This is a genomic window from Bradyrhizobium sp. BWC-3-1 (assembly GCF_032917965.1).
In the GTDB taxonomy this organism is placed as follows: Bacteria; Pseudomonadota; Alphaproteobacteria; order Rhizobiales; family Xanthobacteraceae; genus Bradyrhizobium; species Bradyrhizobium canariense_D.
In genome coordinates, this window is record NZ_CP136625.1 from 8,184,339 (window position 1) to 8,207,831 (window position 23,493).

22 protein-coding genes and 1 tRNA gene are annotated in these 23,493 nt (G+C 63.9%); 10 read left to right on the forward strand and 13 right to left on the reverse strand.

Features of this window, described 5'->3' with window-relative positions:
• Positions 1–138: 138 nt before the first annotated feature.
• A complete protein-coding gene (locus RX329_RS39215) occupies positions 139–486 on the reverse strand; it encodes a DUF3307 domain-containing protein (RefSeq protein ID WP_018458457.1) in 348 nt (115 codons plus the stop codon).
• A 401-nt stretch (positions 487–887) separates the two neighbouring features.
• Here RX329_RS39215 and RX329_RS39220 point away from each other — a divergent pair, with 401 nt between their 5' ends.
• The 4 genes from RX329_RS39220 to RX329_RS39235 all read left to right on the forward strand — a co-directional run bounded on the left by RX329_RS39220 (position 888) and on the right by RX329_RS39235 (position 4,690).
• Complete coding sequence (locus tag RX329_RS39220; RefSeq protein WP_085361647.1) at positions 888–2,333, forward strand: TAXI family TRAP transporter solute-binding subunit; 1,446 nt, start codon at positions 888–890, stop codon at positions 2,331–2,333.
• A 104-nt stretch (positions 2,334–2,437) separates the two neighbouring features.
• A complete protein-coding gene (locus RX329_RS39225) occupies positions 2,438–2,656 on the forward strand; it encodes a hypothetical protein (protein WP_085351690.1) in 219 nt (72 codons plus the stop codon).
• Positions 2,657–2,764: 108 nt separating this feature from the next.
• Complete coding sequence (locus RX329_RS39230) at positions 2,765–3,874, forward strand: cyclic nucleotide-gated ion channel (protein WP_317245420.1); 1,110 nt, start codon at positions 2,765–2,767, stop codon at positions 3,872–3,874.
• A gap of 30 nt (positions 3,875–3,904) precedes the next feature.
• Positions 3,905–4,690, forward strand: a complete 786-nt coding sequence (locus RX329_RS39235) for an enoyl-CoA hydratase/isomerase family protein (RefSeq protein ID WP_085351689.1) — start codon at positions 3,905–3,907, stop codon at positions 4,688–4,690.
• On the opposite strand, the gene RX329_RS39240 is transcribed toward RX329_RS39235, so the two are convergent.
• Both RX329_RS39240 and RX329_RS39245 read right to left on the reverse strand, forming a co-directional pair.
• Entirely contained in the window at positions 4,691–5,125 is a 435-nt protein-coding gene (locus RX329_RS39240) for a DUF6157 family protein (protein WP_085351688.1), read from the reverse strand.
• A 17-nt stretch (positions 5,126–5,142) separates the two neighbouring features.
• On the reverse strand, positions 5,143–5,787 hold the full coding sequence (locus RX329_RS39245) for a glutathione S-transferase family protein (RefSeq protein ID WP_085351830.1): 645 nt from the start codon (positions 5,785–5,787) through the stop codon (positions 5,143–5,145).
• Positions 5,788–5,868: 81 nt separating this feature from the next.
• Here RX329_RS39245 and RX329_RS39250 point away from each other — a divergent pair, with 81 nt between their 5' ends.
• Positions 5,869–6,888: a helix-turn-helix transcriptional regulator gene (locus RX329_RS39250; RefSeq protein ID WP_085361649.1), complete on the forward strand. Its 1,020-nt coding sequence runs from the start codon at positions 5,869–5,871 to the stop codon at positions 6,886–6,888.
• A 99-nt stretch (positions 6,889–6,987) separates the two neighbouring features.
• Positions 6,988–7,221 carry a hypothetical protein gene (locus RX329_RS39255; RefSeq protein ID WP_018459448.1) on the forward strand — a complete coding sequence of 78 codons (234 nt, stop codon included), beginning with the start codon at positions 6,988–6,990 and terminating at the stop codon, positions 7,219–7,221.
• A gap of 68 nt (positions 7,222–7,289) precedes the next feature.
• Here RX329_RS39255 and RX329_RS39260 read toward each other — a convergent pair whose 3' ends face one another.
• From RX329_RS39260 to RX329_RS39270, 3 genes are all read right to left on the reverse strand, one after another.
• Positions 7,290–8,237, reverse strand: a complete 948-nt coding sequence (locus tag RX329_RS39260) for a fatty acid desaturase (protein ID WP_018459447.1) — start codon at positions 8,235–8,237, stop codon at positions 7,290–7,292.
• A gap of 15 nt (positions 8,238–8,252) precedes the next feature.
• Complete coding sequence (locus RX329_RS39265; protein WP_085385073.1) at positions 8,253–9,269, reverse strand: alpha/beta fold hydrolase; 1,017 nt, start codon at positions 9,267–9,269, stop codon at positions 8,253–8,255.
• A gap of 153 nt (positions 9,270–9,422) precedes the next feature.
• Positions 9,423–10,226 carry a hypothetical protein gene (locus RX329_RS39270; protein WP_018459445.1) on the reverse strand — a complete coding sequence of 268 codons (804 nt, stop codon included), beginning with the start codon at positions 10,224–10,226 and terminating at the stop codon, positions 9,423–9,425.
• Positions 10,227–10,415: 189 nt separating this feature from the next.
• Between RX329_RS39270 and RX329_RS39275 the strand changes: the two genes are divergently transcribed.
• Positions 10,416–11,618, forward strand: coding sequence for an MFS transporter (locus RX329_RS39275; protein WP_085361650.1), 1,203 nt, complete (start codon positions 10,416–10,418; stop codon positions 11,616–11,618).
• A gap of 10 nt (positions 11,619–11,628) precedes the next feature.
• On the opposite strand, the gene RX329_RS39280 is transcribed toward RX329_RS39275, so the two are convergent.
• On the reverse strand, positions 11,629–13,242 hold the full coding sequence (locus tag RX329_RS39280) for an acyl-CoA synthetase (RefSeq protein ID WP_085361678.1): 1,614 nt from the start codon (positions 13,240–13,242) through the stop codon (positions 11,629–11,631).
• Between the two features lie 211 nt (positions 13,243–13,453).
• Between RX329_RS39280 and RX329_RS39285 the strand changes: the two genes are divergently transcribed.
• A complete protein-coding gene (locus RX329_RS39285) occupies positions 13,454–14,656 on the forward strand; it encodes an ABC transporter substrate-binding protein (protein WP_085361651.1) in 1,203 nt (400 codons plus the stop codon).
• Between the two features lie 49 nt (positions 14,657–14,705).
• Here the strand turns inward: RX329_RS39285 and RX329_RS39290 are convergent, their stop codons facing one another.
• The 3 genes from RX329_RS39290 to RX329_RS39300 all read right to left on the reverse strand — a co-directional run bounded on the left by RX329_RS39290 (position 14,706) and on the right by RX329_RS39300 (position 19,827).
• Positions 14,706–15,194 carry a DUF2059 domain-containing protein gene (locus tag RX329_RS39290; RefSeq protein WP_026233811.1) on the reverse strand — a complete coding sequence of 163 codons (489 nt, stop codon included), beginning with the start codon at positions 15,192–15,194 and terminating at the stop codon, positions 14,706–14,708.
• A gap of 46 nt (positions 15,195–15,240) precedes the next feature.
• A complete protein-coding gene (locus RX329_RS39295) occupies positions 15,241–16,458 on the reverse strand; it encodes an OpgC domain-containing protein (protein ID WP_026233810.1) in 1,218 nt (405 codons plus the stop codon).
• Between the two features lie 312 nt (positions 16,459–16,770).
• Positions 16,771–19,827, reverse strand: coding sequence for an ATP-binding protein (locus RX329_RS39300; protein WP_085361652.1), 3,057 nt, complete (start codon positions 19,825–19,827; stop codon positions 16,771–16,773).
• A 263-nt stretch (positions 19,828–20,090) separates the two neighbouring features.
• Between RX329_RS39300 and RX329_RS39305 the strand changes: the two genes are divergently transcribed.
• Entirely contained in the window at positions 20,091–20,582 is a 492-nt protein-coding gene (locus RX329_RS39305) for a hypothetical protein (RefSeq protein ID WP_018459438.1), read from the forward strand.
• Positions 20,583–20,731: 149 nt separating this feature from the next.
• Here RX329_RS39305 and RX329_RS39310 read toward each other — a convergent pair whose 3' ends face one another.
• Positions 20,732–21,631, reverse strand: a complete 900-nt coding sequence (locus RX329_RS39310; protein WP_085361653.1) for an alpha/beta fold hydrolase — start codon at positions 21,629–21,631, stop codon at positions 20,732–20,734.
• Positions 21,632–21,912: 281 nt separating this feature from the next.
• Positions 21,913–22,665 carry an SDR family NAD(P)-dependent oxidoreductase gene (locus tag RX329_RS39315; protein ID WP_085361679.1) on the reverse strand — a complete coding sequence of 251 codons (753 nt, stop codon included), beginning with the start codon at positions 22,663–22,665 and terminating at the stop codon, positions 21,913–21,915.
• A 93-nt stretch (positions 22,666–22,758) separates the two neighbouring features.
• Here RX329_RS39315 and RX329_RS39320 point away from each other — a divergent pair, with 93 nt between their 5' ends.
• Entirely contained in the window at positions 22,759–23,070 is a 312-nt protein-coding gene (locus tag RX329_RS39320) for an ArsR/SmtB family transcription factor (RefSeq protein WP_026233807.1), read from the forward strand.
• 117 nt (positions 23,071–23,187) lie between these two features.
• Here the strand turns inward: RX329_RS39320 and RX329_RS39325 are convergent.
• Positions 23,188–23,264 (reverse strand) — tRNA-Met (locus RX329_RS39325).
• Positions 23,265–23,493: the final 229 nt, after the last annotated feature.

The following is a 23,493-nucleotide window of genomic DNA, read 5'->3' on the forward strand; positions in this document are numbered from 1 at the left end:
CGTCATGGCCGGGCTTGTCCCGGCCATCCACGGAAAGCCGAGAGGCGCGAAGAACGTGGATGCCCGGGACAAGCCCGGGCATGACGACCTCTTGTGGATGCCGATGGACGACCACCTACGCGCCGAGGCCGCCAGCGGTCAGTTCGCCGCCATGAAGATGGAGAGGCCGAAGCCAGTCAGATGGTGCAGGGCCTGGTCGACACCGATCAGGGTCCAGAACCAGGGATGCGCAAGATCGACACCGAAATTGGCTGAGACGAGGCCCTTGGCGCGGTCGATCGTGATGTGGATGACGAAGTCGATCAGCGCCACAAACCAGAATTTCGGCGCCACGATCAGGATCAGCGGCAGCGCAACCGCAAGGTGAACCAGGCAGTGCACCAGGAGCGGCAGGGCCCAGCCGTGCTTCTGGTCCTTGCCGTGCGCCATCCAGGCGGTCTGGAGGACGAAATCGGCGATGATGTGCTTGAACGTCAGCAGCAACATCCAACCAATGAGGGCTTCGACCGGAACCGCCGATGACAGGGGTGGAAACGACAAGGCGCCCTCGTTGACGTGACAAGAAGAATTGGAGCGTTCAGCGCAATCTCTTCCTGGACCGGTCAAATCGCCGGGACTTGCGATTTATGACACCTCCCGCGGCGGAATGCAGCCGGGGGGAACCGGAAAATCGCCAACTGTGGCTAACTGGTGATAGGATGACCAATCGCCGGGGCCGAGTTGAGTAAGGTTACCTTCGGCTCGGAATTTGCATTCCGCGGCCTGCGCGCTACCATCGTCAGTAGAGAATATCGTTCTTTTTTCAGACGTTTACGAATTACAGGGCGACCGCAGCGATCACATCCGCAAGCCGCCCGCCACCGGAAGCATAAGGCCAGAGTGCTGCCATGAGTACTGAGGGCCCGACGTCATCGCCGATCGAGCCACCGCCCCGGCGACCCAAGGTGATCAAGACCAATCAGCAGCAGGTCTTCCTCTACGTCGTGCTGACCCTGCTGTTGTCGCTTGCCACCGTCTGGGGCGGCCGCATGCTGGTGCACAATTCGGAGACGCTGACCTTTGCCGTCGGCGCCGCCAACAGCGACGAGGCGCTGTTCGCAGCCAAGCTCGCCGCCGTCCTGAAGAACAACGCCTCGCGCTTCCGGATCAAGATCGTCAACAACGCCGACAACGCCAAGGCGATCGCCCGGTTCGACCACAAGCAGGCCGACCTCGCGGTGCTGCGCACCGACGCCAAGGTGCCGCTGCGGGCACGCACGCTCGCGATCCTCGAGCACGATATCGTGCTGCTGCTCGGGCCCGGAAACAAGAAGATCAAGTCGCTCGCCAAGCTGAAGAAGAAGAAGGTCGCCGTCGTCGCCGACAACGACTCCGCGCTCGTCTTCGTCCGCGGTATCCTCGACGTTCCGGAGGGTGCGGACGCGGGGAGGATCCAGATGGCGCCACAGGGCGCTACGCTCGACAAGCTGCTCGCGCCGGCGAGCGGCTTTGGCGCAGTCGTCGCCATCGTCCACGCCTCGCGGGCGGTGCGGGACAAGGCGTATGAGCAGGTCGCCAGGCGCGGCGGCTTCACGCTGAACGCGATCGACGAGGCGAAAGCGCTGGCGCGCAAGATCCCCGGCATTTCCAGCGAGACGCTGACGGCGGGCACGCTGTCTGCATCGCCGGAAATTCCCGGCGACGATCTCGACACGATCGGGCTCGAATGGTTGCTGGTCGCCCAATCCAGGATGTCGCCGACGGCGGCCGGGGAGCTCGCGCGCACCGTCTACGAGAACAAGTCCGCGCTCGGGCTCGACAGCGGCTTTGCCACTAGGATCGAGCCCGCCTCCGTCGAGAAGGACGCCTTCGTGATGGCGCATCAAGGGGCGGCCGACTACATCAACGACGACACCAAGTCGTTCATGGATAAGTACAGCGACCTGATGTATCTCGGCGCTGCCGCGCTCAGCGTCATCGGCTCGATCTTCGCCGCGATCTACGCCAAGATCACCCGGATCGCGCCGGAGAAGGCCAGCGAGCTGGCCACCGCCATCCTCGACATCGGCGAGCGGATCGAACATGCGCATTCGCTCGACCAGCTCGAATGTCTCCAGGACGAGCTGGAAGGCATTTTACGCGGCGCCGTCATCGGCCTCAGAGACGGCACGATCAGTACCGACGGGCTCGACACCTTCAAGCTCGGCTACGAATTCGTCCGCGACGAGATCGGCATGCGCCGCGACTATCTCAAGCGCCATGCGGGCGCGGGCGAGAAGGCCGCTCAGGATGTGGCCCCTTCCCAGCACGACGAGAGCAATGTCGTGGTGGTGAAGACAGCTCAGAGTGCCTGACCCGGCGACGCCTTGCCGGCACGTCTTCGAGCGACCGGGGGCCCTAGGCCGGGAACCGTCCCTGTCCACAACCGTTTGTTCTCGGATCAACCGGAGACCGCGCCATGCGTGCACTCCTCATCATCTTCCTGCTGGGAATGTTGGCCGCGGTTGGCTATTTCGTTTATTCCGCGATGGCGGTCGAGGGCGAGCCGATCCCGACGGAAGGCTACGTGGCGCTGGCGTTGGGGGCCGGTTTTTCCATTCTTGTCGGCATCGGCTTGATGGTGCTGCTGTTCTTCAGCAGCCGTCGCGGCTACGACGAACCGCCGCATTTCAAGTAGCGGCGCGTGGTCCGGCGGACCGTCGTTGACGGCCTCGAGCCGGGCAGGCACTTTGGCAGCGAGGTTCCAGCCGGGGACCGCAAAGACGAAACTGAGCCGCCTGCCCGCATGTCCAAGCCGCTGATCTCCGCTCTGGCCCAGTTCGCGGCCGCCACGGCCGGCCGCAACATGACCAGGGCGGCCTATGTGGCCGTCGCCGTCGGCGTGCTTGCCATGGTGCTCCTGACGGTCAACCCGGCCTATGAGACGGCACATCGCTGGGTCGACGCCCTGCTTTGGACCTGTCTCGTGTACTTCGTATACGAATGGGTGGTCCGGCTGCGCCATATGACGCGACAGGGGCGCCTTGCACTCTACATGTCCTCCTCCGCCGGGCTGGTCGACGCGGTCGGTGCGTTGGCCGTGCCGGCCGCGCTGATTCTCGGGATCGAGCCCAGGACGGCGTGGCTGCTCAGCGTGCTCTGGGTGCTGAAGGTGGTGCCGGGCATTCCCGGCCTGCGGCAGCTCCGCCGCGTGCTGGTGCTGGAATCGGGGCCGCTGGTCAGCGTGCTCGTGATCTTCCTGATGGTGGTCTTCCTGGCCTCGGTTGCCGAATATTTCCTGGAACGGGACGTGCAGCCGCAGACGTTCGGCAGCGTGCCGGCCGCGCTGTGGTGGGCCGTCGCAACCCTGACGACGACGGGCTATGGCGACGTGGTGCCGGTGACGCCGCTGGGCCGCATGGTGGCGGCGCTGGTGATGATCTCCGGCCTCGGTGTGTTCGGCCTCTGGACCGGTATTTTGGCGACCGGCTTTGCCGCGGAGACCCGGCGCGACAATTTCCTCAAGACTTGGGAATCCGTCAGGAAGGTGCCGTTCTTTGCAGCGCTTGGACCGGCCGCCATCGCCGACGTCACCCACATGCTGCGCACCATGGAGCTGCCGGCGCGCACCATGATCATCCGCAAGGGTGCGCAGGGCGACTGCATGTATTTCATCGCCGCCGGCGAGGTCGAGGTCGACCTGCCCGGCAAGAAGGTGCGGCTCGGCGATGGCGCCTTCTTCGGCGAGATGGCCTTGCTCGGCAACAATTTGCGCGGCGCCAACGTCTCGACCACCAAGGTGTCGCGGCTTCTTGTGCTCGACCTCGTCGACTTCCGCGTGCTGATGGCGCGGCATCCCGATCTCGCCGAGACCATCGATGCCGAGGCGAAGCGGCGCGCGCTCGAAAACAAATAAATGGCGACAAGCAAATAAATGGAGACAAGAATGTCGGACACAGCCGACGCAGCCACTGGCCCGGTGCTCGAACTCGTTGGCGCACGCGCCACCATCCGCCTGAACCGGCCCAAACATCTCAACCGGCTCCAGGCCGAGGATCTCGGCGAACTGGTCAAACTGTTCGACCGGGTCGAGGCCGATCCTGCTATCCGCGTGCTGGTGCTGACCGGCACGGGGCGCGCCTTCTCCGCGGGCTATGACCTCAATTCCGTTGCCGAGCGCGCGGTCAGTGCGAACGAGCAGCAGAGCGCGGGATCGGCGTTCGAGGTGGTCGTCAACCGGCTGGAGGATCTCGGCGTCCCCACGATCTGCCGGCTCAACGGCGGCGTCTATGGCGGCGCGACCGACCTCGCGCTTGCCTGCGACTTCCGCATCGGCGTCGATACCGCCGAGATGTTCATGCCCGCGGCACGGCTCGGGCTGCATTACTACAGCAGCGGCATCAAGCGTTACGTGACGCGGCTCGGCGTCGACAATGCAAAAAAACTGTTCCTGACCGCGCAAAAGATCAGCGCGCCGGAGATGCTGCGGATAGGCTATCTCACCGACATGGTGGCGTTGGAGTTTCTGGACGAAGAGGTCGACAGGCTCGCTGCGGTCCTCGCCGGCAACGCGCCGCAAGCGATGCGCGGCATGAAGCGCGCGATCAACGAATTCGCCCGCGGCGAACTCGATCAGCAGGCCGCCGACCAGCGTCACCGCGACAGCATGCGCGGCGACGAGATCAAGGAAGGCATCAAGGCGTTCGCGGAGAAGCGACCGCCGAAATTCTGATCAGGCCCGCTTCGACCGCATCGCGCGCACCTGCGTGAGCCTGGGATCGCGGGCAAGCGCCTTGTAGCGTTTGCTCTCGATGGGATAGATCGCGATCCGGCCCTTGCTATCGGCATGAACGCCCCAGCCGAAGCGCTTACCCAGGCTCGACGCCCTCATGCACGCCTGCCCTCGGGAGAAGAACGCTTCGCGGGCCGCCTGCTTCTCCGTTTTCGTCGCCTTCACGGCGAGTTCGCGTCCCGGCGCAGACGTCGCGAAGATCACGTCGTCGGACGTGTATTTGTAAGGCGCCTTGGCGATCATCCCGTATTGCAGACACGCCACCGTCGGCTTTCCCGCGCGCAGCGGCGGCTCTTCGCCGGTACGCGCAGGACAATCTTCAGCAACCTGGATGAAGGTGTTGAAGCAGTTGGTCGTGTGCACCGGCTTCGTCATCTGCAACCCCGGTTCATTCAACCGCCAGCCGCCGCAGCATGCTGCGCCGCCATCTCAGCGTCCGCCGCGTTGATGCGCTGGAACGCGGGCCGCAAGGTCATGCGTTCGGCATAGCGGACGAACACGTCCTTTTTCGGCACAATGCCGAACATCATGGTCCAGCTGAACGCGACGCCCCACAGCACGTCGGCGGCCGTCATGCGCTCGCCGAGCAGATACGGTCCCTTCGACAGCTGCGCCTCGAGCGCGCCGAGCATGATGTCATAGTCGGCATACGGCGATTGCGTGATCGGTGCCGGCTCGCGCTGCATGAACTTGTCGATTAGGGCCGGCTCGAACGAGGCGCCGTAATAGGCGATCCAGCGCAGATACGGGCCGCGCAGCGGATCGTTCAGCGCGGGTGTCAGCCCCGCCTGCGGAAACAAATCGGCGAGATATATGGTTATCGCGACCTGCTCGGTCACCAGCGCGTTGCGGTGATGGATCGCCGGCACCTTGCCGAGCGGGTTGACGACGAGATAGGCCGGCTGGCGCTGCTCGCCGGCCTTCATGTTGAGGACATGAAGATCATAGGGCGCCCCCAGCTCCTCCAGCAGCACCCGCGTGCCGGTGGCCCGGGTTTGCGGCGAATAATACAGCGTGATGCGGTTCGGATCAGTCATGGCGGTCTCCATCTGCCGGCTGGCGATGGCGTTGTAGCGGACCATACCTGACATCCTGTGTCAGGTATGGTTTAAGGAATCATGCGCGCGAGCCGGATGCTGTCGATCCTCACCACCCTCCAGGCCAAGGGGCAGGTCACCGCGCCCGAGCTCGCGCAGGCCTGCGAAGTCTCGGTGCGCACGATCTACCGCGACATCGACGCGCTCGCGGCGTCCGGCGTCCCCGTCTATGCCGACCGCGGGGCGGAGGGCGGCTATCGCCTGCTCGACGGCTATCGCGTGCGGCTGAACGGTCTGTCGCAGAGCGAGGCGGAAGCGCTGTTTCTGGGGGGATTGCCGGGCCCAGCGGCGGCGTTCGGGCTGGATGCGGCGATGATCGCCGCACAGAACAAGCTGATGGCCGCGCTGCCCGCCAATTTGCGCGAAGACGCCGGACGGATGCAGGAGCGCTTTCACCTCGACGCGCCGGGCTGGTTCGGCGAGGCGGAAGAACCGAAGCATCTGCGCACGATCGCCGCCGCGACCCTGCGCGGGACACTGATCAAGATCCGCTACCAGAGCTGGCGCGCCGAGAAGCAGCGTCGCGTCGCGCCGCTCGGTCTCGTGCTGAAAGGGGGCAGCTGGTATCTCGCAGGTCTGGTCGACGGCAGCGTGCGGACCTATCGCGTCGCGCGCGTGCTCGACTGCACCGCGCTCGACGATCGGTGTGAGCGGCCCGCCGGTTTCGATCTCGCCGGCTATTGGCGGGATGCAACGCTGCGTCTTGAGGCCGAGATGCATCCCAATGTCGCGATCGTTCGGCTGTCGCCCTTCGGCGTGAAACTGCTCGATGCACTGAGCCAGCCTTACGTCAGGGCGCGTACGCAGCTCGAAGAGACCGCGGATGCGGACGGCTGGCGCATTGCCAGAGTGCCGACCGGAAAGACGTCATGGCATGCCGCCGCCGAATTGTTGCGGCTCGGGCCCGAGGCCGAAGTGCTGGAGCCGGCCGACCTGCGCGAGAAGATGGCCGAGCTGACAGAGGCGATGGCTGTGCGCTATCGCGCGGCGCGGAAAACAGGACGGCGGCGCGACGCGCCGCGACCGACGAAACACTCCTGAAACACGATTCTCCCCGCGCCGCATGAACGCATTCGCGTTTCGGCTCGACCGAGATGCAGGGACACAACAACGGCCCTTACGCCAAACTGGAGAATGAAAATGTTTCGTAAGCTTGCACTTGGTCTGATCGCCGCCGGCTCGCTCGGCGTTGCCGCTCTCGCCCCCACCGCCGCGTCGGCCCACGGCTTCCACCATCACTGGGGTCACGGCTGGGGCTTTGGCGGGGTCTACGTCAACAGCGGCGTCAACAATTGCTATCAGGAGCGCGTCGTCCAGACCCGCCACGGCCTGCGCGTCCGCGTCGTGAACGTCTGCGCGTACGGGATCTACTGATATCCCGCATTCACGACAAAGCCCCGATCGCACCGCGATCGGGGCTTTGCGCGTCGATCTTTCTTCCGCTAGCCGGCCTGTCTATGTCGCCGAAACCAGGCCCAGGTCTCGCGCGTCGTCCGGATGTAGCCGCGGCCACGATGGACGATTTCGCCGTCGACGATCCCGTTCAGCTTCGGCAGTGCGTGGAACGGGATCGAGGGATAGGCGTGATGCTCGACATGGTAGGGCATGTTCCACGCGATCCATTTGACGATCGCGCCGGTGTAGGTGGTGCGGGTGTTCTGGAATGCGCTGCGGGTACGCTCGCAGCCGGTGTGCTCGGCGTAGAGATAGGGACGCAGGAAGAACTGCCCAATGATCAACGGCACGATCCAAACCCAGAGCAGCAGCGCCGACGAGAACCACAACGACAGCACGAGCAGCAGCGCATAGAGCGCGACATAGGCGCGCGCCTCGGTGACGATGATGGCGCGCCTGTTCTCGGGGATCCATGGCACGACGACCTTGCCGGTGACGGCATGGCCGAGCATCAGCCACAGGCGGCCGGCGACCTGAAGCACGCCGCTATAGGCGAGCGCGAGCTGCGTGTCGGATTTCGGCTTCACGCCGACGACGAGCTCCGGGTCCCTCTCGGGGTCTTGGGTGTAGCGGTGATGGTCCCAGTGAAACAGGCAATAATATTCGTAGGGCAAGCCGATGATGAAGCCCGAGAGATAGCCGACCACGAGGTTGAGACCGCGACTTTTGAACGCGGTCTTGTGCGCGGTCTCGTGCACGGCCATGAACAGGAAGGCGACGAGATAGCCCTGCACCGCCATCAGCGGCAACGCCCAAAGGATACCCCAGGTCGTCGAGACCCGCCAGATCAGCGCGCCGACCAGTACGACCATGCCGTAATGGCCGAGGCTCTGCACGGCGCCCCTGAGGTTGGACCGCACCGACAGTTCACGCAGCATCGCCGGCGCCAACGGCTTCAGCCGATGGCCGGAGTCTGAAACGGTTGCGTCGCTCATGATCGGATGCCTGCCCTACTTGCCGAGAAGCTCCGCGATCTCGGCCTTGATAAAGGCCCGATCGCGCGGATTGTTGATCGGGTTGCCGGCGCGATGGCCGTGCAGCGACGGGATCGGATGCAGCACCGCAGAGCGCGCATTGACCAGCCGGCCGAGTTCGTCCTCGTTGTCGAGGACGTCGAAATAGCGGTCGGTCGCACCGGGCATCAGCAGCATGTGGGCCGTGATCGCACCGAGCGCGCGATCGAAATCGCCGTTGAATGTGGCGCAGCGACTGATATCGCCGTTCTGCCAGATCTCGATCTGCGCCAGGAGATCGTTGGCATCGCGCCGGGCAAACGCCGCGTCCCATGCACGGACGAGATAGTCGTCCAACGAGGTGAAGCCTGCTTCGCGCCAGATCTCGTCGCGATAGAAACCGTGCGACATCGCCCAACCCGCGTAGACTCGCCCCATGGCGCGATAGCCTGCGACGGGCTTCTCGGCGAAGCGGCCGTCACGGAAGGCGGGATCGGCGGTCAGCGCGGCCTTCACACTTTCCAGGAAGACGTAATTATAGGGCGCGCAACGGGCACTGCCGCAGACGACGGCCGCCCGTTCGACCATATCGGGATGCAGCGCCGCCCAGTGATAGGCCTGCATGCCGCCCATCGACCAGCCATAGACCAAGGCTAGCTTCGAGATGCCGAACCGCTCGGTGAGCAGCCGATGCTGGACAGCGATGGCATCGTGATAGCTCACGATCGGGAACGGCGCGGCGGTATTCGACGGCGAGGACGACAGGCCGTTGCCGAACAGGTTCGGAATCACGATGAAGTAGCGCGTGGGGTCGAGCACGCCGTCGGGGCCGATCAGCCACTCGGTGTCGGTGTGCTGCGCGCTGAACGAGGTCGGATAGAGAATGACATTGTCCTTGTCCGGACCGAGCGTGCCGTAGGTCTTGTAGGCGAGCTTGAGCGAAGGGACGACGTCCCCGGACTGGAGCCTGACGTCGCCGGCCTCGAAGATCTCGTAGTCGCGCCCTGCCGTCATGGACCGAACTCCCGCTCACGCGGCAAGCGCGCCGCGGACACAGCGATGCATCGATCATGCCGGTCCCGCAGACGCATCGGCGCGTCACGCTTAATACTGTACTTATAGTCCATTTATTGTGAATCAGCAAGATAAATCCGGTCGCGAGCCGGCTCAGGCGATGGCGGCCAGATAGCGCGCGACAGAGGCCGCGAAGGCGGCCTTGGCGCCTGCGGCGATGTTGCGGTCCCACCAGGCGCCGTAGATGCGATCGAAGGCCAGCGGCTCGACGGCAGCCGCAATCCGTCGCACTGCGGCGGCATTGAGTGGCATGTAGTTCGGATATGAGTACATGAAGCTGACGAAGCGGCGATCCATCGTGACCTGCGCGATATCGCCGGTGAGCAGCGCGCCCCTGCCGTCCGCACCCCTCGCATGGTGCAGCATGGTGGCGCCGGCGAAGTGACCACCGGTGCGCAGGAGCAGCACATCGTCGGAGATGCGATGGTTTTCGCCGGTCCAGTGCACGATCGACGCATGCGGACGCGTCACCCATTGGCGATCATCGGCGTGCAAATAGACCGGCACCCCGCCGAACGCCTCGCTCCAGTCGGCGAGCGCGCCATAGTAATGCGGATGCGAGATCGCGATCGCCTTCAACCCGCCGAGCGACCGCATATGCGCGATCGCCTCCGGCGTCGCCAGCGGTACGCAGTCCCACATCAGCCAGCCGTCCGCGAGCGGCACCAGCAGCGCCCGCTGGCCGATCGCAAAACTTGGCTCGAGCGCGATGCCGGTCAAGCCGAGATCGTCGCGCCAGGCCAGGCAGTGACGTTCCGAGAGCGCCTCGCGCGTGAGGAAAGTCTGGCCCTTCCAACCGACGTATTGCCGCTCGTCCTCGCAAATCTGACAGGCCGCGGGCGGATTTTCGCCATCCGGGAATTGCGCGCCGCAGGTTTCGCAGGTCCAGAGAGGCATGCCGTACTCCCAACAGAGACAATCCAACGTCAATAAGGAATTGCTGGCCGTGACTGCAAGGCCCGCCCCTGCGCACGCCTGGAACCAACCCGATCAGCACTCGTTAATGCCTCGTCCGCGCCAGAACGATTGGCTGAAAGGATCATGTCCCACCCGCCGTATCCCGGCTGAGACCACGTTTTGGCATCGATGACATCGCGGTCCCCCTCCTCGTCTCGTATCTGGCCCCTGTTCGCTCTCAACTTCTTCATGGCCGACATGCAGTCGGGCATCGGCCCTTTCGTCGGCGTCTTCCTCCAGGAGCGCGGCTGGGCGAGCGGGTTGATCGGTACCGCGATGACGATCGGCAATGTCGCGGGCATGCTGATCACCACGCCGATCGGCGGCTTCATCGACGCCAGCCGCAACAAGCGCATGTGGGTCGTGATTCCCGGCATCTGCGTGGTGCTCGCCTCCGCGATCATCCTGATCTCGCAAAATTTCTGGGCGGTGACGTTCTCGCAGATCGCACAATCGCTGGCGAGCGCCGCGATCGTGCCGGCGGTCACCGGCATCACGCTCGGCATCGCCAAGCAGAAGGGCTTCAACGCGCTCAACGGCCGCAACCAGGCCTTCAACCACGCCGGCAACATGGTCGGCGCCGCGCTGTCGGGCTATCTCGGTTACAAGTTCGGCTATGTCTCGGTGTTCGTGCTGGCGGCGGTGTTCGGCGCCATCGCGATCGCCTGTGTGATGATGATCCCGGCCAAGGCGATCGACGATCGCGCGGCGCGCGGCAGCAAGGAGGACGATCCCGACAGCGCGCCGGACGCGCTCACGATGCTGCTCAAGCATCGTGCACTGCTGGTGCTGGCACTGGCGCTCGCGCTGTTCCATCTCGGCAATGCCGCCATCGTTCCGCTCTATGGCCTGGCGGCGGTCGCCGAGGGCCAGGCCAACGGCCCGAGCTTCGTCGCGACCATCGTGGTGATCGCACAAGGCATCATGGTCATCACGTCGCTGATCGCAATGAAGGCGGCGAGCAAGCGCAACTACTGGCCCATCATTCTTGTCTCCTTCATGTTCCTGCCCATCCGCGGCGTGCTCGCCTTCTTCGTCACGGGATGGTGGGGCGTCGTACCGATGCAGGTGCTCGACGGCCTGGGCACCGGACTCCAGACGGTTGCCGTCCCCGGCATGGTCGCGCGCTCGCTCAACGGCACCGGCCGCATCAATCTCGGCCAGGGTGCCGTGATCACCGTGCAGGGTGTCGGCGCGAGCCTCAGCCCCGCGCTTGGCGGCTGGATCGCGCAATGGATCGGCTACGGCCCGACATTCCTGCTGCTCGGCGGTTTCGGCCTCGCGTCCATGGCGCTGTGGTTCGCGTTCGGCGCCCACGTGAAGAAGTATTGAGGCGCGAGCTTCACGTGCCAAAATTCTTCTGGATCGCCTTGTCGAGCGTCTCGCCGCCGACGAAGCGCTGGCGTAGCTCGCGCTTGAGCAGCTTGCCGCTCGGGTTCTTGGGCAGGGCATCGACGAAGATGACGCGCTTGGGCACCTTGAAATGCGCCATCTGGCCGGCGCAATGCTTGATGACGGACTCCTCGTCGAGCTTCTCCCCGCTCTTGACCACGACGATCGCAGTCACCGCCTCGATCCAGCGCGGATCGGGCAGGCCTACCACCGCCACCTCGGACACGGCGGGGATGCGGTAGACCATCTCCTCGACCTCGCGGCTCGCGACGTTCTCGCCGCCGGTCTTGATCATGTCCTTGACGCGATCGACCACGGTGATGTGGCCCTCTTCATCGACAGTGGCGAGATCGCCGGAGTGAAACCAGCCGCCGGAGAACGCCGCCGCCGTCTTGACCGGATCGTTGTAATAGCCGGAGAGCAGATGCGGTGAGCGGTGCACGATCTCGCCGACTTCGCCGACCTTCACATCCTCCATTGACGTATTGACCACGCGGGTCTCGACATTGAGCACGGGCTTGCCGGCCGAGCCGGCCTTGCGCAGCTGGTCCGCAGGACCCAGCACGGTCGCGAGCGGCGCGATCTCGGTCTGGCCGTAGAAATTCCAGAACTTCACGCTGGGCAGGCGGCGCTGGAGCTCGAGCAGCACCTCCACCGGCATGATCGAGGCGCCGTAATAGCCTTTCTGCAAGGTGGACAAATCCGTCTTGTCGAAATTGGGCGAGCGCAGCATCGCGATCCAGATCGTCGGCGGCGCGAAGAACGACGTGATCTTGTGCGTCTGGATCAATGAGAGAATGTTGTCGGCCGCAGGCTTGCCCGTGATCACGCCGGAGGCGCCGAGATAGATTTGCGGCCCCAGGAACACGTCGAGCTGCGCGCAATGATAGAGCGGAAGGGCGTGCAGGAATTTGTCGTCCACGCTCATGCCGCCGTCGATGATGCAGCTGACATACTGCCACATCACGGCTTCATGGGTCAGCATCGCGCCCTTGGGCAGCGACTCCGTGCCGCTGGTGTAGACGATCTGCGCGAGATCGCGGCTGTCGACGAAGGCCCCAAGGTACGAGCCGTTGGCATCGAGCAGATCGGCGAAGGTGGTGAGGCCCGCTGGCGCCGTGGCGGGATCCTCACCCGGCAGCCAGATCATCTTCTCGACCGCGCAATCCCGGGCGCTGGCCGCGCGCGCGGACTCGACGAAATCAGGGCCGGCCGCGAGCAGCTTTGCGCCGGAGCTCTTCAGGATGAAATTGATCTCGTCCGGATTGAGCATGAAGTTGATCGGCACCAGCACCGCGCCGATCCGGGCCACTGCGAACCGGAGCGCCGCAAAGGCATGCGAATTGCGCGAGAGCACGGCGAGGCGGTCACCCTTTTTCACGCCGAGGCCAAGCAGGCCACGGCCGAGCCGATTGCAGATCGCGTCCATCTCGGCAAAGGTCCAGCTCACATTGCCGCAGCTCACCGCGAGCTTGCCCGGATCGCGGCCCGCCGCACGGCGCAGGAGGTCGCCGATGGAATGCTCGCGGGCCTTCGAGATGGTGGCTGCGATATCGCCGGTCATTTCCATTCCCCTGAATTTTCTCTTTGCGTGAGGGCCGCCCAGCACAGGTCAGGCCATGGCATCACACGGTTCTCGTCTTTGCAAAAGCGTAGTCGGCGGGACCGGCCGCGTCAAATCACCCAGCGAGCGCGGCGCCGTTACGCAAGAGTTGACGCTTCAGGGAGGCAAATCTAGCCTCGTGCATCAACGATAAAACTTAGGGGGAAATGCCATGTGCCGGATTATTTGTGCTACCCTAGCGGCCGGATTGACTGCGTTTCTAATCAGCCCGTCTCTCGCCCAGCAGGCACCGCTCAAGATCGGCGTGCTCTCCGACTTCTCCTCAGTCTATTCCGACATCGGAGGCCAGGGGAATGTCGAGGCCACCAAAATGGCGATCGAAGATTTCGGCGGGCAGATGTTCGGCAAGCCGATCGACATGGTCAGCGCCGACGTGCTGAACAAGCCCGATGTCGCCTCCACCATCGCGCGAAAGTGGTGGGAGACCGAGGGCGTCGACATGATCATCGACCTGCCGACCTCGGCCACTGCGCTTGCAGTGATGGAGCTGTCGAAGCAGTATGAGAAGATCATGATCGTGACGGATGCGGCAAGCTCCGACATTACCGGAAAGTCCTGCTCGCCCTACACCGCGCACTGGACCTACGACACCTACGCCAACGCGCACACGGTCGGCAGCGCCATCGTCAAGAACGGCGGCGATAGCTGGTTCTTCCTCACGGCGGACTACGTGTTCGGTCATTCAGTCGAGCGCGACACCTCCGACGTGGTGAAGGCGGCCGGCGGAAAGGTGCTCGGCAGCGTCAAGCATCCGCTCAACACCGCGGACTTCTCCTCATTCCTGCTGCAGGCCCAGGCCTCGAAGTCCAAGATCATCGGGCTGGCGAACGGCGGTGGCGACACCATCAATGCGATCAAGCAGGCCGGTGAGTTCGGCATCGTCGCCGGCGGCCAGAACCTGGCTGCGATCGTGATGTTCATCTCCGACGTGCACAGCTTAGGGCTGAAGCTCGCGCAGGGACTGATCATCACCGAGGCCTATTACTGGGACCTCAACGAGAAGACCCGCGCTTTCGGCAAGCGTTTCATGGAGCGCGTCAAGCGCATGCCGACGATGAACCAGGCGGCGACCTACAGCGCGACGCTGCACTACCTGAAGGCGGTGCAGGCCGCTGGCACAAAGGACACCAAGACCGTGATGGCCAAGATGCGCGAGCTGCCGGTGAAGGATGCCTTCACCGACAACGGCAGCTTACGCGAAGACGGCCGCATGGTGCACAGCATGTATCTGTTCCAGGTGAAGAAGCCCGAGGAGTCCAAAGGCCCGTGGGACTATTACAAGCTGCTCGCCGAAGTCCCTGCCGACCAGGCCTTCCGGCCCCTGAAGGACGGCGGCTGCCCTCTTGTGAAGTGAGCCAACAGGACGGACAAGGCGTAGGTTCGCTAGCGCTGTCGGTACAGGCTCAGAGCTTGTGCCCCTTCTGTCGCAGCGCCTCGATGAGGCGCTGCTTCAACTCGTCGGCCGTCTTCTGACCGACGTCCTGACCGATCTGCGCGCTGGCCTGCGCCAGCGCATCCGACTTCTCCAGAAGCTTCTTCCCGGCTGGCTGGACATAGAAAGCCTCGATCTGGCGCAGCTCGTCAATGCTGAAGCTCTGCGCATAGAGAGCGGCGACCTGGTCGATCATTGAGGTGAGGGCCGGGGTGTAGATCTCGGAGCCGGGTGCCGTCACCGCGTCATAATCGCGCTCGATCTCCGGCCTGTCCTGCGCGACCCAGGGCCTCAGCTTGAGCAGGAGCTGCGGCAACAGCGCGCGATACTGATCCGCGATCTTCAAGGTGACCACGAGCTTGCGCGCCGCGCTCATCGCCTCCGGCGAGGGCGCTTGCGCCGATGCACCCGAGATCAGGAGCAGGAGTGTGCCGGCGATCGTCAACACAAGTCTGGACATAAACCCCTCCGTTGGATCTCTCCGCGAAAATGCAGGCCGGCGATACTCAACGACCCGCGGGCGCCACGGCAGACCTGTCCGCAGGCGCGCTTTCCAGGACGGTGTCGGCCTCCTCGATCTCCGTCACCTTCACGAACAGGTTCGGCACCCGTTCGGTCCGGTCGAGCAGCCAGGCGGCTGCGATCATGATGACGATGCCGACGACGGAGACCGCGAGCTGCTCCCAGACGCCCTTGGTGTATTGCGTCAGGATCCAGTGCGCCGAGAACGACAGGAAGACGCCAAGGCAGAAGATCGGCAGCGAATGCTGGCCGCAGAGGATCACAGGGCGCAGCCAGGCCCCGTGCAGGGTCCGCCATTTGCGCGAGATGAGGTGAGTCACCCAGATCGCCAGCGCCAGGAAATGCGTGAAGCGCAGCATGTCGAGGTCGGTCTTGTCGATCGGGTAGATCGCCTTGATCATCCATTTCGGGGTCAGGGCATCGAGCGCGGGGACGTGCCAGGTCATCACGATCAGCAGCGCGAAGGCGAGCCAGGCCGCGGCCAGCGCCATCGCCGCCCTGGACCACACCCATCTCGCGATCTTGTCGATCTGGCCGATGCCGCACCAGGCTGCGAACACGAACATCAGCTGCCAGCAGAACGGGTTGAAGTACCAGTGCGTGCCGGGCGGATAGGAGGCGACGTTCCAGTCGAACCAGCGCGCCAGCACGTAGAGCACCACGGATGCGGCGAGCGTCAGGTTCGGCCGGCGCACCAGGCACCACACGATGAAAGGCGAGGCGAAAACGAGCGTGATGTAGAGCGGCAGCACGTCGAGATTGACCGGCTTGTACTTCAGGAGGATCGCCTGCCCGATCAGCTCGTCCGGATGCGACAGGAAATTGAACACGTTGAACTCGTGCTCGTACATCGGATTGTCGAAGCGGCGCGCGGTGCGGGCGATCTGCGCCGTGAACAGCAGGAACAGCATGATGTGGGCGACGTACATCTCGACCGCGCGCCGCCACAGCCGCTTCAGCGCGGCGAGAAACCAGCCGCCAGCGACGATCGGCCCGTAGATCCAGCCGACCAGATAACCGGAGATGAAGACGAAGAATTCGGCGGCGTCGCTGAAGCCGTAATTGCGCAAGGTCAGCCAAGCCACGACGTCGTGCGGAATGTGGTCGAGGAAGATCATCCACAGACCGATGCCGCGGAAGAGATCGAGTCGCAAATCCCGCTCGACCGGCGCGAGCAGCGCTGACTGGTCCCGTGTGATCATGGCCCCGCCTCGTTCGGTGGGCGTCGCGCCGTCGCGGCGCCGCAAAATCGGATGCTAAAAAATTGAAATCAAAAGTCGCCTGGCCGTGTGGCCAGGGCCGACGGTAGCCGACCTTGCTGCGCGCGCAAGGGCATAGTCATCGGAGCGGGCGGCACAAGCGTGCCGTCCTCCGCGCTGCACCATGAAGGGCCCTTCAAGATAAAGGGCGAAAACAACCCCATGCACAGTAGCTAACTCCTTGCGGCGCCTGCTTAATTTATTTGACGCGTCGGGCAGATTTCGGCCCCGATAGCGGCCCGGCCGCCGCTGCCGTCAGCTGAGCTCGTCACCCGTCGCCTGCATCTCGTTGAGCATCGCCTCGGCCTTGTGGCGCAGCGGCAGCGCGCCGCTCTCGGCGGCGATCGCGATGGTCGCGCGCAGGGCGCTCAGGATCGCCGCCCTGGCCTCCGGATCCGACGGCGGCGTCACCACGGCCTCGCCGAACAGCGCCTCCGCCTCCAGGCCGGAGAACCCCTGTTGCCGCGCGGTGTTGCGCGCTTCGCGCAGCATGTTCTGCGCGGCCTGGACGTCGCCGAGACGGTGGGTGGCGAGCGCCAGGTAGATCGAGCTGCGAAGCACCGCCGAGGTATAGCCGACCGCCTTCGCTTCCTCACGCGCTTCCGTCAGCATGCCGCGCGCCCGGTCAAACAGCCCCTGCTCCAGATAGGCCATGCCGAGACGGCAGGCGAGCACCGGCACGAACAGCCGGATGCCGTGCTTCTGCGCCAGGACAAAACCATTCTCGAGAATGGCCGCGGCCGCCGCCGGCTCGCCGCGGCCGAGCATCAGCCAGCCGCCGCTATAGGCCGCGGCGACGCGGTCGTAGGGGCGGCCGGTCTCCTCCGCGATCGCTGCGGCTTGCTGCTGGAGCTGCTCGGCGGCATCGATCTGGCCCATCACCGTGTGAGTGACGCTGTTCATCATGCAGCAAAGCAGGAGCAAAGATCGTGGGGTCGTGCCGATCGGAGCACTCGCGGTCAGACCCGCAAGGTGGACGCGGGCGGTGGCCAGCATCTTCTCGGCGCGATCGTAGCGGCCGGAAAGAAAATAGGCCTGCCCGAGACTGTATTGCGCGAGATTACGCCAAGCGGGATTTCCCGAGCTTTCCGCCAGATGCACCACATCTTCCCCGATCGTGACAGCTTCAACCGGCGTTCCATAGAAATTCTGGGCACCCGCTCTCATGGTCATGGCCGCGACCTTGCGTTCAATATCGCCAATCGCATCGGCTCGCCGTTCGGCCTCGCTCCCCAAATCCAGGGCTTCGGCGACACGCCCCGACCCGGCAAAGGCCAATCGCGCCTCCATCCGCAGGTCGATGGCGTCCGTTTCGCGCGCGTGCGTCACCGGGATCTTGTCGAGAGAACCCATCGCGATCTCGAAATAATCGACCGCTTCGGCAAAGGCCGAGCGCACCAGACATTTTCGAGCCGCGCTCCTGCCATGCTGAAAAGCCTTCCGCCAATCCTTCGCTCGGGTCGCGTGATAGCAGAGCGTATCCGGACCGTCGGTCCACGCCTCGTCGGTCTCGAGAGCCGCCAGAATGCTGGCATGGATGCTTTCCCGCACCTTCTCGACCATCGAATCGTAGGTCACCTGCCTGACCATCTCGTGCCGGAACTCGAGCGAATCCTCCAACTCACTGTCGATCCTGACGAGCAACTCGGCCCGGTCGAGCGCGGTGAGGCAATCCTGCAGGACGTCTTCCGGCACGGCCGCTACTCTTCGCAGTGTGGCCTGGTCGGCCCGGGGTCCAAGCGCCGCGGCGATCTGGAGAAGCGATCGTTCCTGTCGTGACACACGATCCAGCCGCGCCGCGATCACACCCTGAATGCTGCTGGGGATGCCGAGTTCGTCCACAGGACGCGCAAGGGAAAGGTCGCCCCACTGGCCAAGAAGCATGCCGCTGTCCTTCAAACTGCGGCAGACCTCCTCAATGAACAGCGGAACGTTGGCCGTATGAGAGATGATCCGATTCTTCAGGTCTTCGTTGGTCGTGGCGGGACCAAGCATGTCCGCGAGCATGGCCAGCCCCGAATTGTCATCGAGAGGCCGCATCGCCACGATTTCCGCGCGGCAGCTCGCGATCCACACCGGCATTCCATTGGGCCGCGTCGTCAGCAGCACAAGCAAATCAGGGCATTGCAGCCCCGAAAGGGTCGCGACGACCGCATCGCTGGCCCGATCCATCCAGTGCAGGTCCTCAATCAAAAGGATCGTACGCTGACGACGGGCGACGCTCTCGATGATCGCACAGCTTGCGTCTGAAATCGCACGACCGCGCGCGTGAGGCTCCAATTCATCCCATTGCGGATCGGAAACCGGCAAATCCAGGATCGCGTCGAGAGCCCGCTGTTGCACCACCGGCAATTCGTCTCTGGGATCATCCGTCTTGGTCTGATCTCTTGCTGACGTATCGAGGATCGAGAGCAACAGGCGCTTGAGCGCGCTGTACGGCGCACCCTGGAGATTCGGGCTGCACTCGACATCGATCAGCCGCCAGCCGCCAGCCCGGAGGTCCTGCGCGAATTCATGCGCAAGCCGAGACTTGCCAATGCCGGCGTCACCCATCAGCAGAACCGTCTGCCGGCCGGCAGCAACCCTATCCGCAGCGCGCCACAACAACGCCCGCTCCGTCGTGCGGTCGACGAATCTGGAAACGCTCCGCGCACGTCGGACCCGCCAGCTCGACAGATCACTCGCACCCATCACCCGGTAGACAGGCAGGGGCTCGCCGAAACCACGGAGCGCCTTGCGGCCAAGGAATTCAAAGCGGACGTGTCCGTCCGCCAGCTCCTGGCAGGCTTCGGAGACATAGATCTGGTTCGCCTCGGCTGCCGTCTCCAGCCGAGCCGCGAGGTGCTGGGCTGCGCCGCCGATCTCGTAGACCTTGGAAAATTCGCTCGCGACCATGTAGGCCACCACATGACCCGAGTGCAGGCCGACCCGGACTTGAAGTCCTGGATCGCCCAGACTGCCAACACGCCGGACCAGCTCGATGGCCGCGTGGCAGGCTAAGGGCGCGTGGTTGTCGTCGGCGATCGGGGCGCCGAAGACGGCGGCCAACCCGTCACCCAACTCCTTGCTGACGATGCCGCCGAACTGGCGCACCGCGCCTCTCATCGCCGCAAGAGCAGGCTCGAGGCGCGACACCGCCGCCTCCGGCTCCAGTTCGGCAACAAGACCTGTGGAATCGACGACGTCGGCACGCAGAATCGTCACAAAGCGTCGTTCGCTGTCGGGGTCGACGGGCTGGCGCACCGCCGCTCCGCATTTGGAGCACCAGCGGTCGCCCGGACCAATCGCCGACTGACAAGCGAAGCAATGCATTCCAGCGCCTTCAACCACTGCCTCGGCAGCCTCACCCCAATCCCCGCGAGGCGTTCGACCCAACAATACCTATAGGAAAGTGCATGGCAATTGGGCTTGCGACATAGGCGACGTTACGGGATGGAGGCTCTCTGGACGAAATACATTCCTGAGTGGTAGCGTTGAGGGCGCACAACAAACAGCGTGATCGGCCGTAGCGTGACGCGTATTTTCGGCCACCGCACCAGAGATTTTGACAAACAGACATATGAAGGAAAGAGGCGATGGCCGGACTGGTATATAGCGGCAAGGCATTTCGAGACTTGATGAATAGCAATTACTATCCTTTGGCGAACATGAAGAAGAGCGTCGCGAAGCTCAAGGAGTCCGAGGACATCGACCTGCCGACCTTGGAATACGGCCAGTACCATTTGATTCTGAACCCGGCATCGAACTGGCCGCAGGGCAGCGCCAAGTACTGGCACAAGGAAAAGGGCCGGGCCCGCGTCGACCTCAGCACCCAGCCGAACACAGTCCCCCTGTCCAGGGATGAGCCGGGCGTCATTCCGCTGACGCGATGCGATCTGCTCGATGCCTGCGTCCGGAAATGCTTCAACTCCGAGCCGCCAATCCCGATGAAGACGAAGATCATCACCCACGAAGCCAGCGACGCTTTCGCGCACCGGCACGAGATCCGGCTGGAGTGGGACTACAAGAAGGGCTCGGACAAGCCGACGCTGCTCAATCTGACGATGGTCTGTCCGCACAGATCCTGACGCATTCTGTAGTACGCAAGACGCATCACGCCCGCGCGACTGGCGCGGGCGTAGTGTTTGCTTCCGATCGCCGTTCGCCCCAAGGGGGCAGCCCTCGCGCTTGCCAAGACCGTGCTGTCGAAGGAAGCAGCACTGCCAAGACGCTGGTCCTATCCACCGCCTCCAAAAAACCGGTTCAGCTCGTACGCAGTCTGCTGCGGAAGCTCCTCCGGGAAGAAGTGCCCGCCATCAAGCGGCTTTCCGTCGATGTCATCTGCCCACGCCCGCCAGAGCCCCAAGGGGCCGCCCTCGCTCGCATACCACGCGTTGAGGGGGCCGCGACCGCTCCAGAGCACGAGCACAGGGCAGTCAATTCGGCGGCCGGAACGACGGTCCGCCACATCGTGCGCGTGATCGAGTGTCGCGGCCGCACGATATTCCTCGCAGATCGCGTGAACATGCGCCTCATCGCTCAACGCGTCGATATAGGCTGCTCGCACCGCCGGACTGAAGCTGCCGGCCGAAGACCCCCAGCCATGCAGCGCATTGTCGATGATGGCGTCGGGGGCTGCCGACAATAACCGCTCGGGAAGAGGTTCAGGCTGCGCAAGCAACGACCACGGCCAATAGCCGACCGTCAGGTTCTTGTCGGCGCGCTCCCAGGCGTCGGCAATAGGAACGACATCCAGGACGGCAAGCCGCTGCACGCGTTCGCGGTGATCAAGCGCGAGCCGAAAGGCGACACGGCCGCCACGATCATGGCCCGCGACCGAGAAACGGTCGAAGCCGAGTTTCGTCATGACGGACACCATGTCGTTTGCCATTGCTCGTTTTGCATATGGCGCATGGTCCGGACTGGAGGGAGGACAATCGCTCCGGCCATATCCGCGAAGATCGGCGCAGACCACGGTGAACTTTTGCGCGAGCAACGGCGCAACGTCTCGCCACATCAGATGCGTCTGCGGAAATCCGTGCAACAGGAGAACGGCCGGCCCCGAACCGGCCCGACGGATGAAGATCCGGGCCTCGTCCGCCTGAACATCGGCGGCGTCGAAATCCTCGAACTGCATTGGCCCTCTCCTTCCGAACGACGGCAAGCCAACAATCGAGCACCGGACGGGCCCGGTGTCCTCGTGTTGACGCCCGGCGCCATCCTGGGTTCCTTCCCGGATGGCATGCTCTGGGCTGATCGCGCTTACGCTTGGCAGCTCCACCGACGGCGACGGGACGCGCTTCGGCATGGTCCGAACGAACCCAAGCTCAGCCAAGCAGGACATGCATGATCGAGGACGCCCCAAAACAAAAAATGGCGCGCGCAAGGCGTGCCATTTCCTTCTGTAAACCAACAAATTCAGCGAAGGCCGCCGGCGACGTGAAGCGTCTCGCCCGTGACGTAGGATGCGTCGTCCGAAGCGAAGAAGGCCACCGCGGCAGCGATCTCCTCGACCTTGCCGACTCGGCCAAGCGGAGTGGTGGATTCGATCCAGTTTCGCATGTCGCCCTCGTGCAGGCCGGCGGACACGACCCCCTCGGTGACGATCATGCCGGGATTGACGGCGTTGACGCGGATCTTGCGCGGCGCCAGTTCCTTGGCCAGCACGGCGGAGATCGCATCCACCGATGCTTTGGTGGCGGAGTAGACGGCGCCGTTCGGCGGCGCGAGGGTCGACGCCGCGGAGCTGATGTTGATGATGCTTCCGCCATTGGCGTTGAAGTGCCGCGCCGCCTCTCCTGAGACCAGGAGGAGGCCCAGCACATTGAGATCGAACTGCTTGTGGAAATGCTCCGGCGTGATGGCCTCGAGCGGCGCGAACTCGTAAACGCCCGCGTTGTTGACGAGGATGTCGATCGCACCGAGCGCCTTCACGGTATCCGCGACTACGCTTTTCACGTCCTTGGCATCGGCCAGATTACCGTGAACGGCGATCGCTTTGCCGCCCTTGGCGACAATGGCGGCGACCACGCTGTCGGCGGCCTGTTTGCTGGCGCTGTAGTTGACGGCGACCGCCGCACCCTCGGCTGCGAGCCGCGCGGCGATTTCGGCACCGATGCCTTTGGATGCGCCGGTCACGAGCGCAACTTTTCCTTCGAGTCTCTTGGTCATCACATTCTCCATCATCCGGCGCGACGCCGATATTCAATAGTTCAATACTAGTGAACTATTGAATGAGTTCAAGGGAGGTGCTATATTTTGTGCATGGTGCAGTTCGTTCACCCATCGCGGAGCGAGATTTCACTGGCTGGGGTGCTGGGAGCGCTCGCGGACCCTATGCGGCTGCGGATCGTCAAAAGCCTGGCCGCACAGAGTGATTGCATGTCGTGCACCGAGGCGGCGCCCTGCCCTGACATGGCGAAGTCGACCCTGTCGAACCATTTTCGCATCCTGCGCGAGGCCGGCCTGATCCGGACGTCAAAGCAAGGCGTCCAGCACCGCAATGTCCTGCGCGAGGAGGACATCAACGCGCGGTTTCCGAAGTTGCTGAAGATGATCCTGAGCTATCCGGAGTGAGCCGTTCCCCCACTCTTGCGCAAGGTGCGACCGACGTTTCCACCGGAGCGCGGCCAAAACAAAAATGGCCCGCGTGAAGCGGGCCATTTTCGGATCGGGACCGGTAAGGTCCGAACTTGGTTGCGGGGATAGGATTTGAACCTATGACCTTCAGGTTATGAGCCTGACGAGCTACCGGGCTGCTCCACCCCGCGTTAACCGTTGCTTTGCCTTCGTGAAAGCGCCGGGGACGGTGAATGAAGGGCCGGCGCTGTTCGCGTGGCTTGCTTCGTCCGTCCCGAAGGCTTCCTTGGAAGGCAACCCCGGGCAAAGCCCGTTGGGTGCGGGCGGTATGTACCAACCCGGGGTGCCTTTGGAAAGGGCTGTGGGGACGTTTTTTTCGACTTTATGACAGCGCGGTGGACGAATTTGCAGCCTATTTGG

What these genes read in the sequence shown, in the direction of transcription:
- RX329_RS39310 (WP_085361653.1), bottom strand. Translation starts at nt 21,631, where the DNA reads ATGCAGTTCGAGGATTTCGACGCCGCCGATGTTCAGGCGGACGAGGCC.
- RX329_RS39315 (WP_085361679.1), bottom strand. Translation starts at nt 22,665, where the DNA reads ATGACCAAGAGACTCGAAGGAAAAGTTGCGCTCGTGACCGGCGCATCC.
- RX329_RS39215 (WP_018458457.1), bottom strand. Translation starts at nt 486, where the DNA reads ATGTTGCTGCTGACGTTCAAGCACATCATCGCCGATTTCGTCCTCCAG.
- RX329_RS39275 (WP_085361650.1), top strand. Translation starts at nt 10,416, where the DNA reads ATGACATCGCGGTCCCCCTCCTCGTCTCGTATCTGGCCCCTGTTCGCT.
- RX329_RS39295 (WP_026233810.1), bottom strand. Translation starts at nt 16,458, where the DNA reads ATGATCACACGGGACCAGTCAGCGCTGCTCGCGCCGGTCGAGCGGGAT.
- RX329_RS39320 (WP_026233807.1), top strand. Translation starts at nt 22,759, where the DNA reads ATGGTGCAGTTCGTTCACCCATCGCGGAGCGAGATTTCACTGGCTGGG.
- RX329_RS39235 (WP_085351689.1), top strand. Translation starts at nt 3,905, where the DNA reads ATGTCGGACACAGCCGACGCAGCCACTGGCCCGGTGCTCGAACTCGTT.
- RX329_RS39220 (WP_085361647.1), top strand. Translation starts at nt 888, where the DNA reads ATGAGTACTGAGGGCCCGACGTCATCGCCGATCGAGCCACCGCCCCGG.
- RX329_RS39270 (WP_018459445.1), bottom strand. Translation starts at nt 10,226, where the DNA reads ATGCCTCTCTGGACCTGCGAAACCTGCGGCGCGCAATTCCCGGATGGC.
- RX329_RS39290 (WP_026233811.1), bottom strand. Translation starts at nt 15,194, where the DNA reads ATGTCCAGACTTGTGTTGACGATCGCCGGCACACTCCTGCTCCTGATC.
- RX329_RS39240 (WP_085351688.1), bottom strand. Translation starts at nt 5,125, where the DNA reads ATGACGAAGCCGGTGCACACGACCAACTGCTTCAACACCTTCATCCAG.
- RX329_RS39305 (WP_018459438.1), top strand. Translation starts at nt 20,091, where the DNA reads ATGGCCGGACTGGTATATAGCGGCAAGGCATTTCGAGACTTGATGAAT.
- RX329_RS39285 (WP_085361651.1), top strand. Translation starts at nt 13,454, where the DNA reads ATGTGCCGGATTATTTGTGCTACCCTAGCGGCCGGATTGACTGCGTTT.
- RX329_RS39265 (WP_085385073.1), bottom strand. Translation starts at nt 9,269, where the DNA reads ATGACGGCAGGGCGCGACTACGAGATCTTCGAGGCCGGCGACGTCAGG.
- RX329_RS39225 (WP_085351690.1), top strand. Translation starts at nt 2,438, where the DNA reads ATGCGTGCACTCCTCATCATCTTCCTGCTGGGAATGTTGGCCGCGGTT.
- RX329_RS39280 (WP_085361678.1), bottom strand. Translation starts at nt 13,242, where the DNA reads ATGACCGGCGATATCGCAGCCACCATCTCGAAGGCCCGCGAGCATTCC.
- RX329_RS39245 (WP_085351830.1), bottom strand. Translation starts at nt 5,787, where the DNA reads ATGACTGATCCGAACCGCATCACGCTGTATTATTCGCCGCAAACCCGG.
- RX329_RS39250 (WP_085361649.1), top strand. Translation starts at nt 5,869, where the DNA reads ATGCGCGCGAGCCGGATGCTGTCGATCCTCACCACCCTCCAGGCCAAG.
- RX329_RS39300 (WP_085361652.1), bottom strand. Translation starts at nt 19,827, where the DNA reads ATGCATTGCTTCGCTTGTCAGTCGGCGATTGGTCCGGGCGACCGCTGG.
- RX329_RS39230 (WP_317245420.1), top strand. Translation starts at nt 2,765, where the DNA reads ATGTCCAAGCCGCTGATCTCCGCTCTGGCCCAGTTCGCGGCCGCCACG.
- RX329_RS39255 (WP_018459448.1), top strand. Translation starts at nt 6,988, where the DNA reads ATGTTTCGTAAGCTTGCACTTGGTCTGATCGCCGCCGGCTCGCTCGGC.
- RX329_RS39260 (WP_018459447.1), bottom strand. Translation starts at nt 8,237, where the DNA reads ATGAGCGACGCAACCGTTTCAGACTCCGGCCATCGGCTGAAGCCGTTG.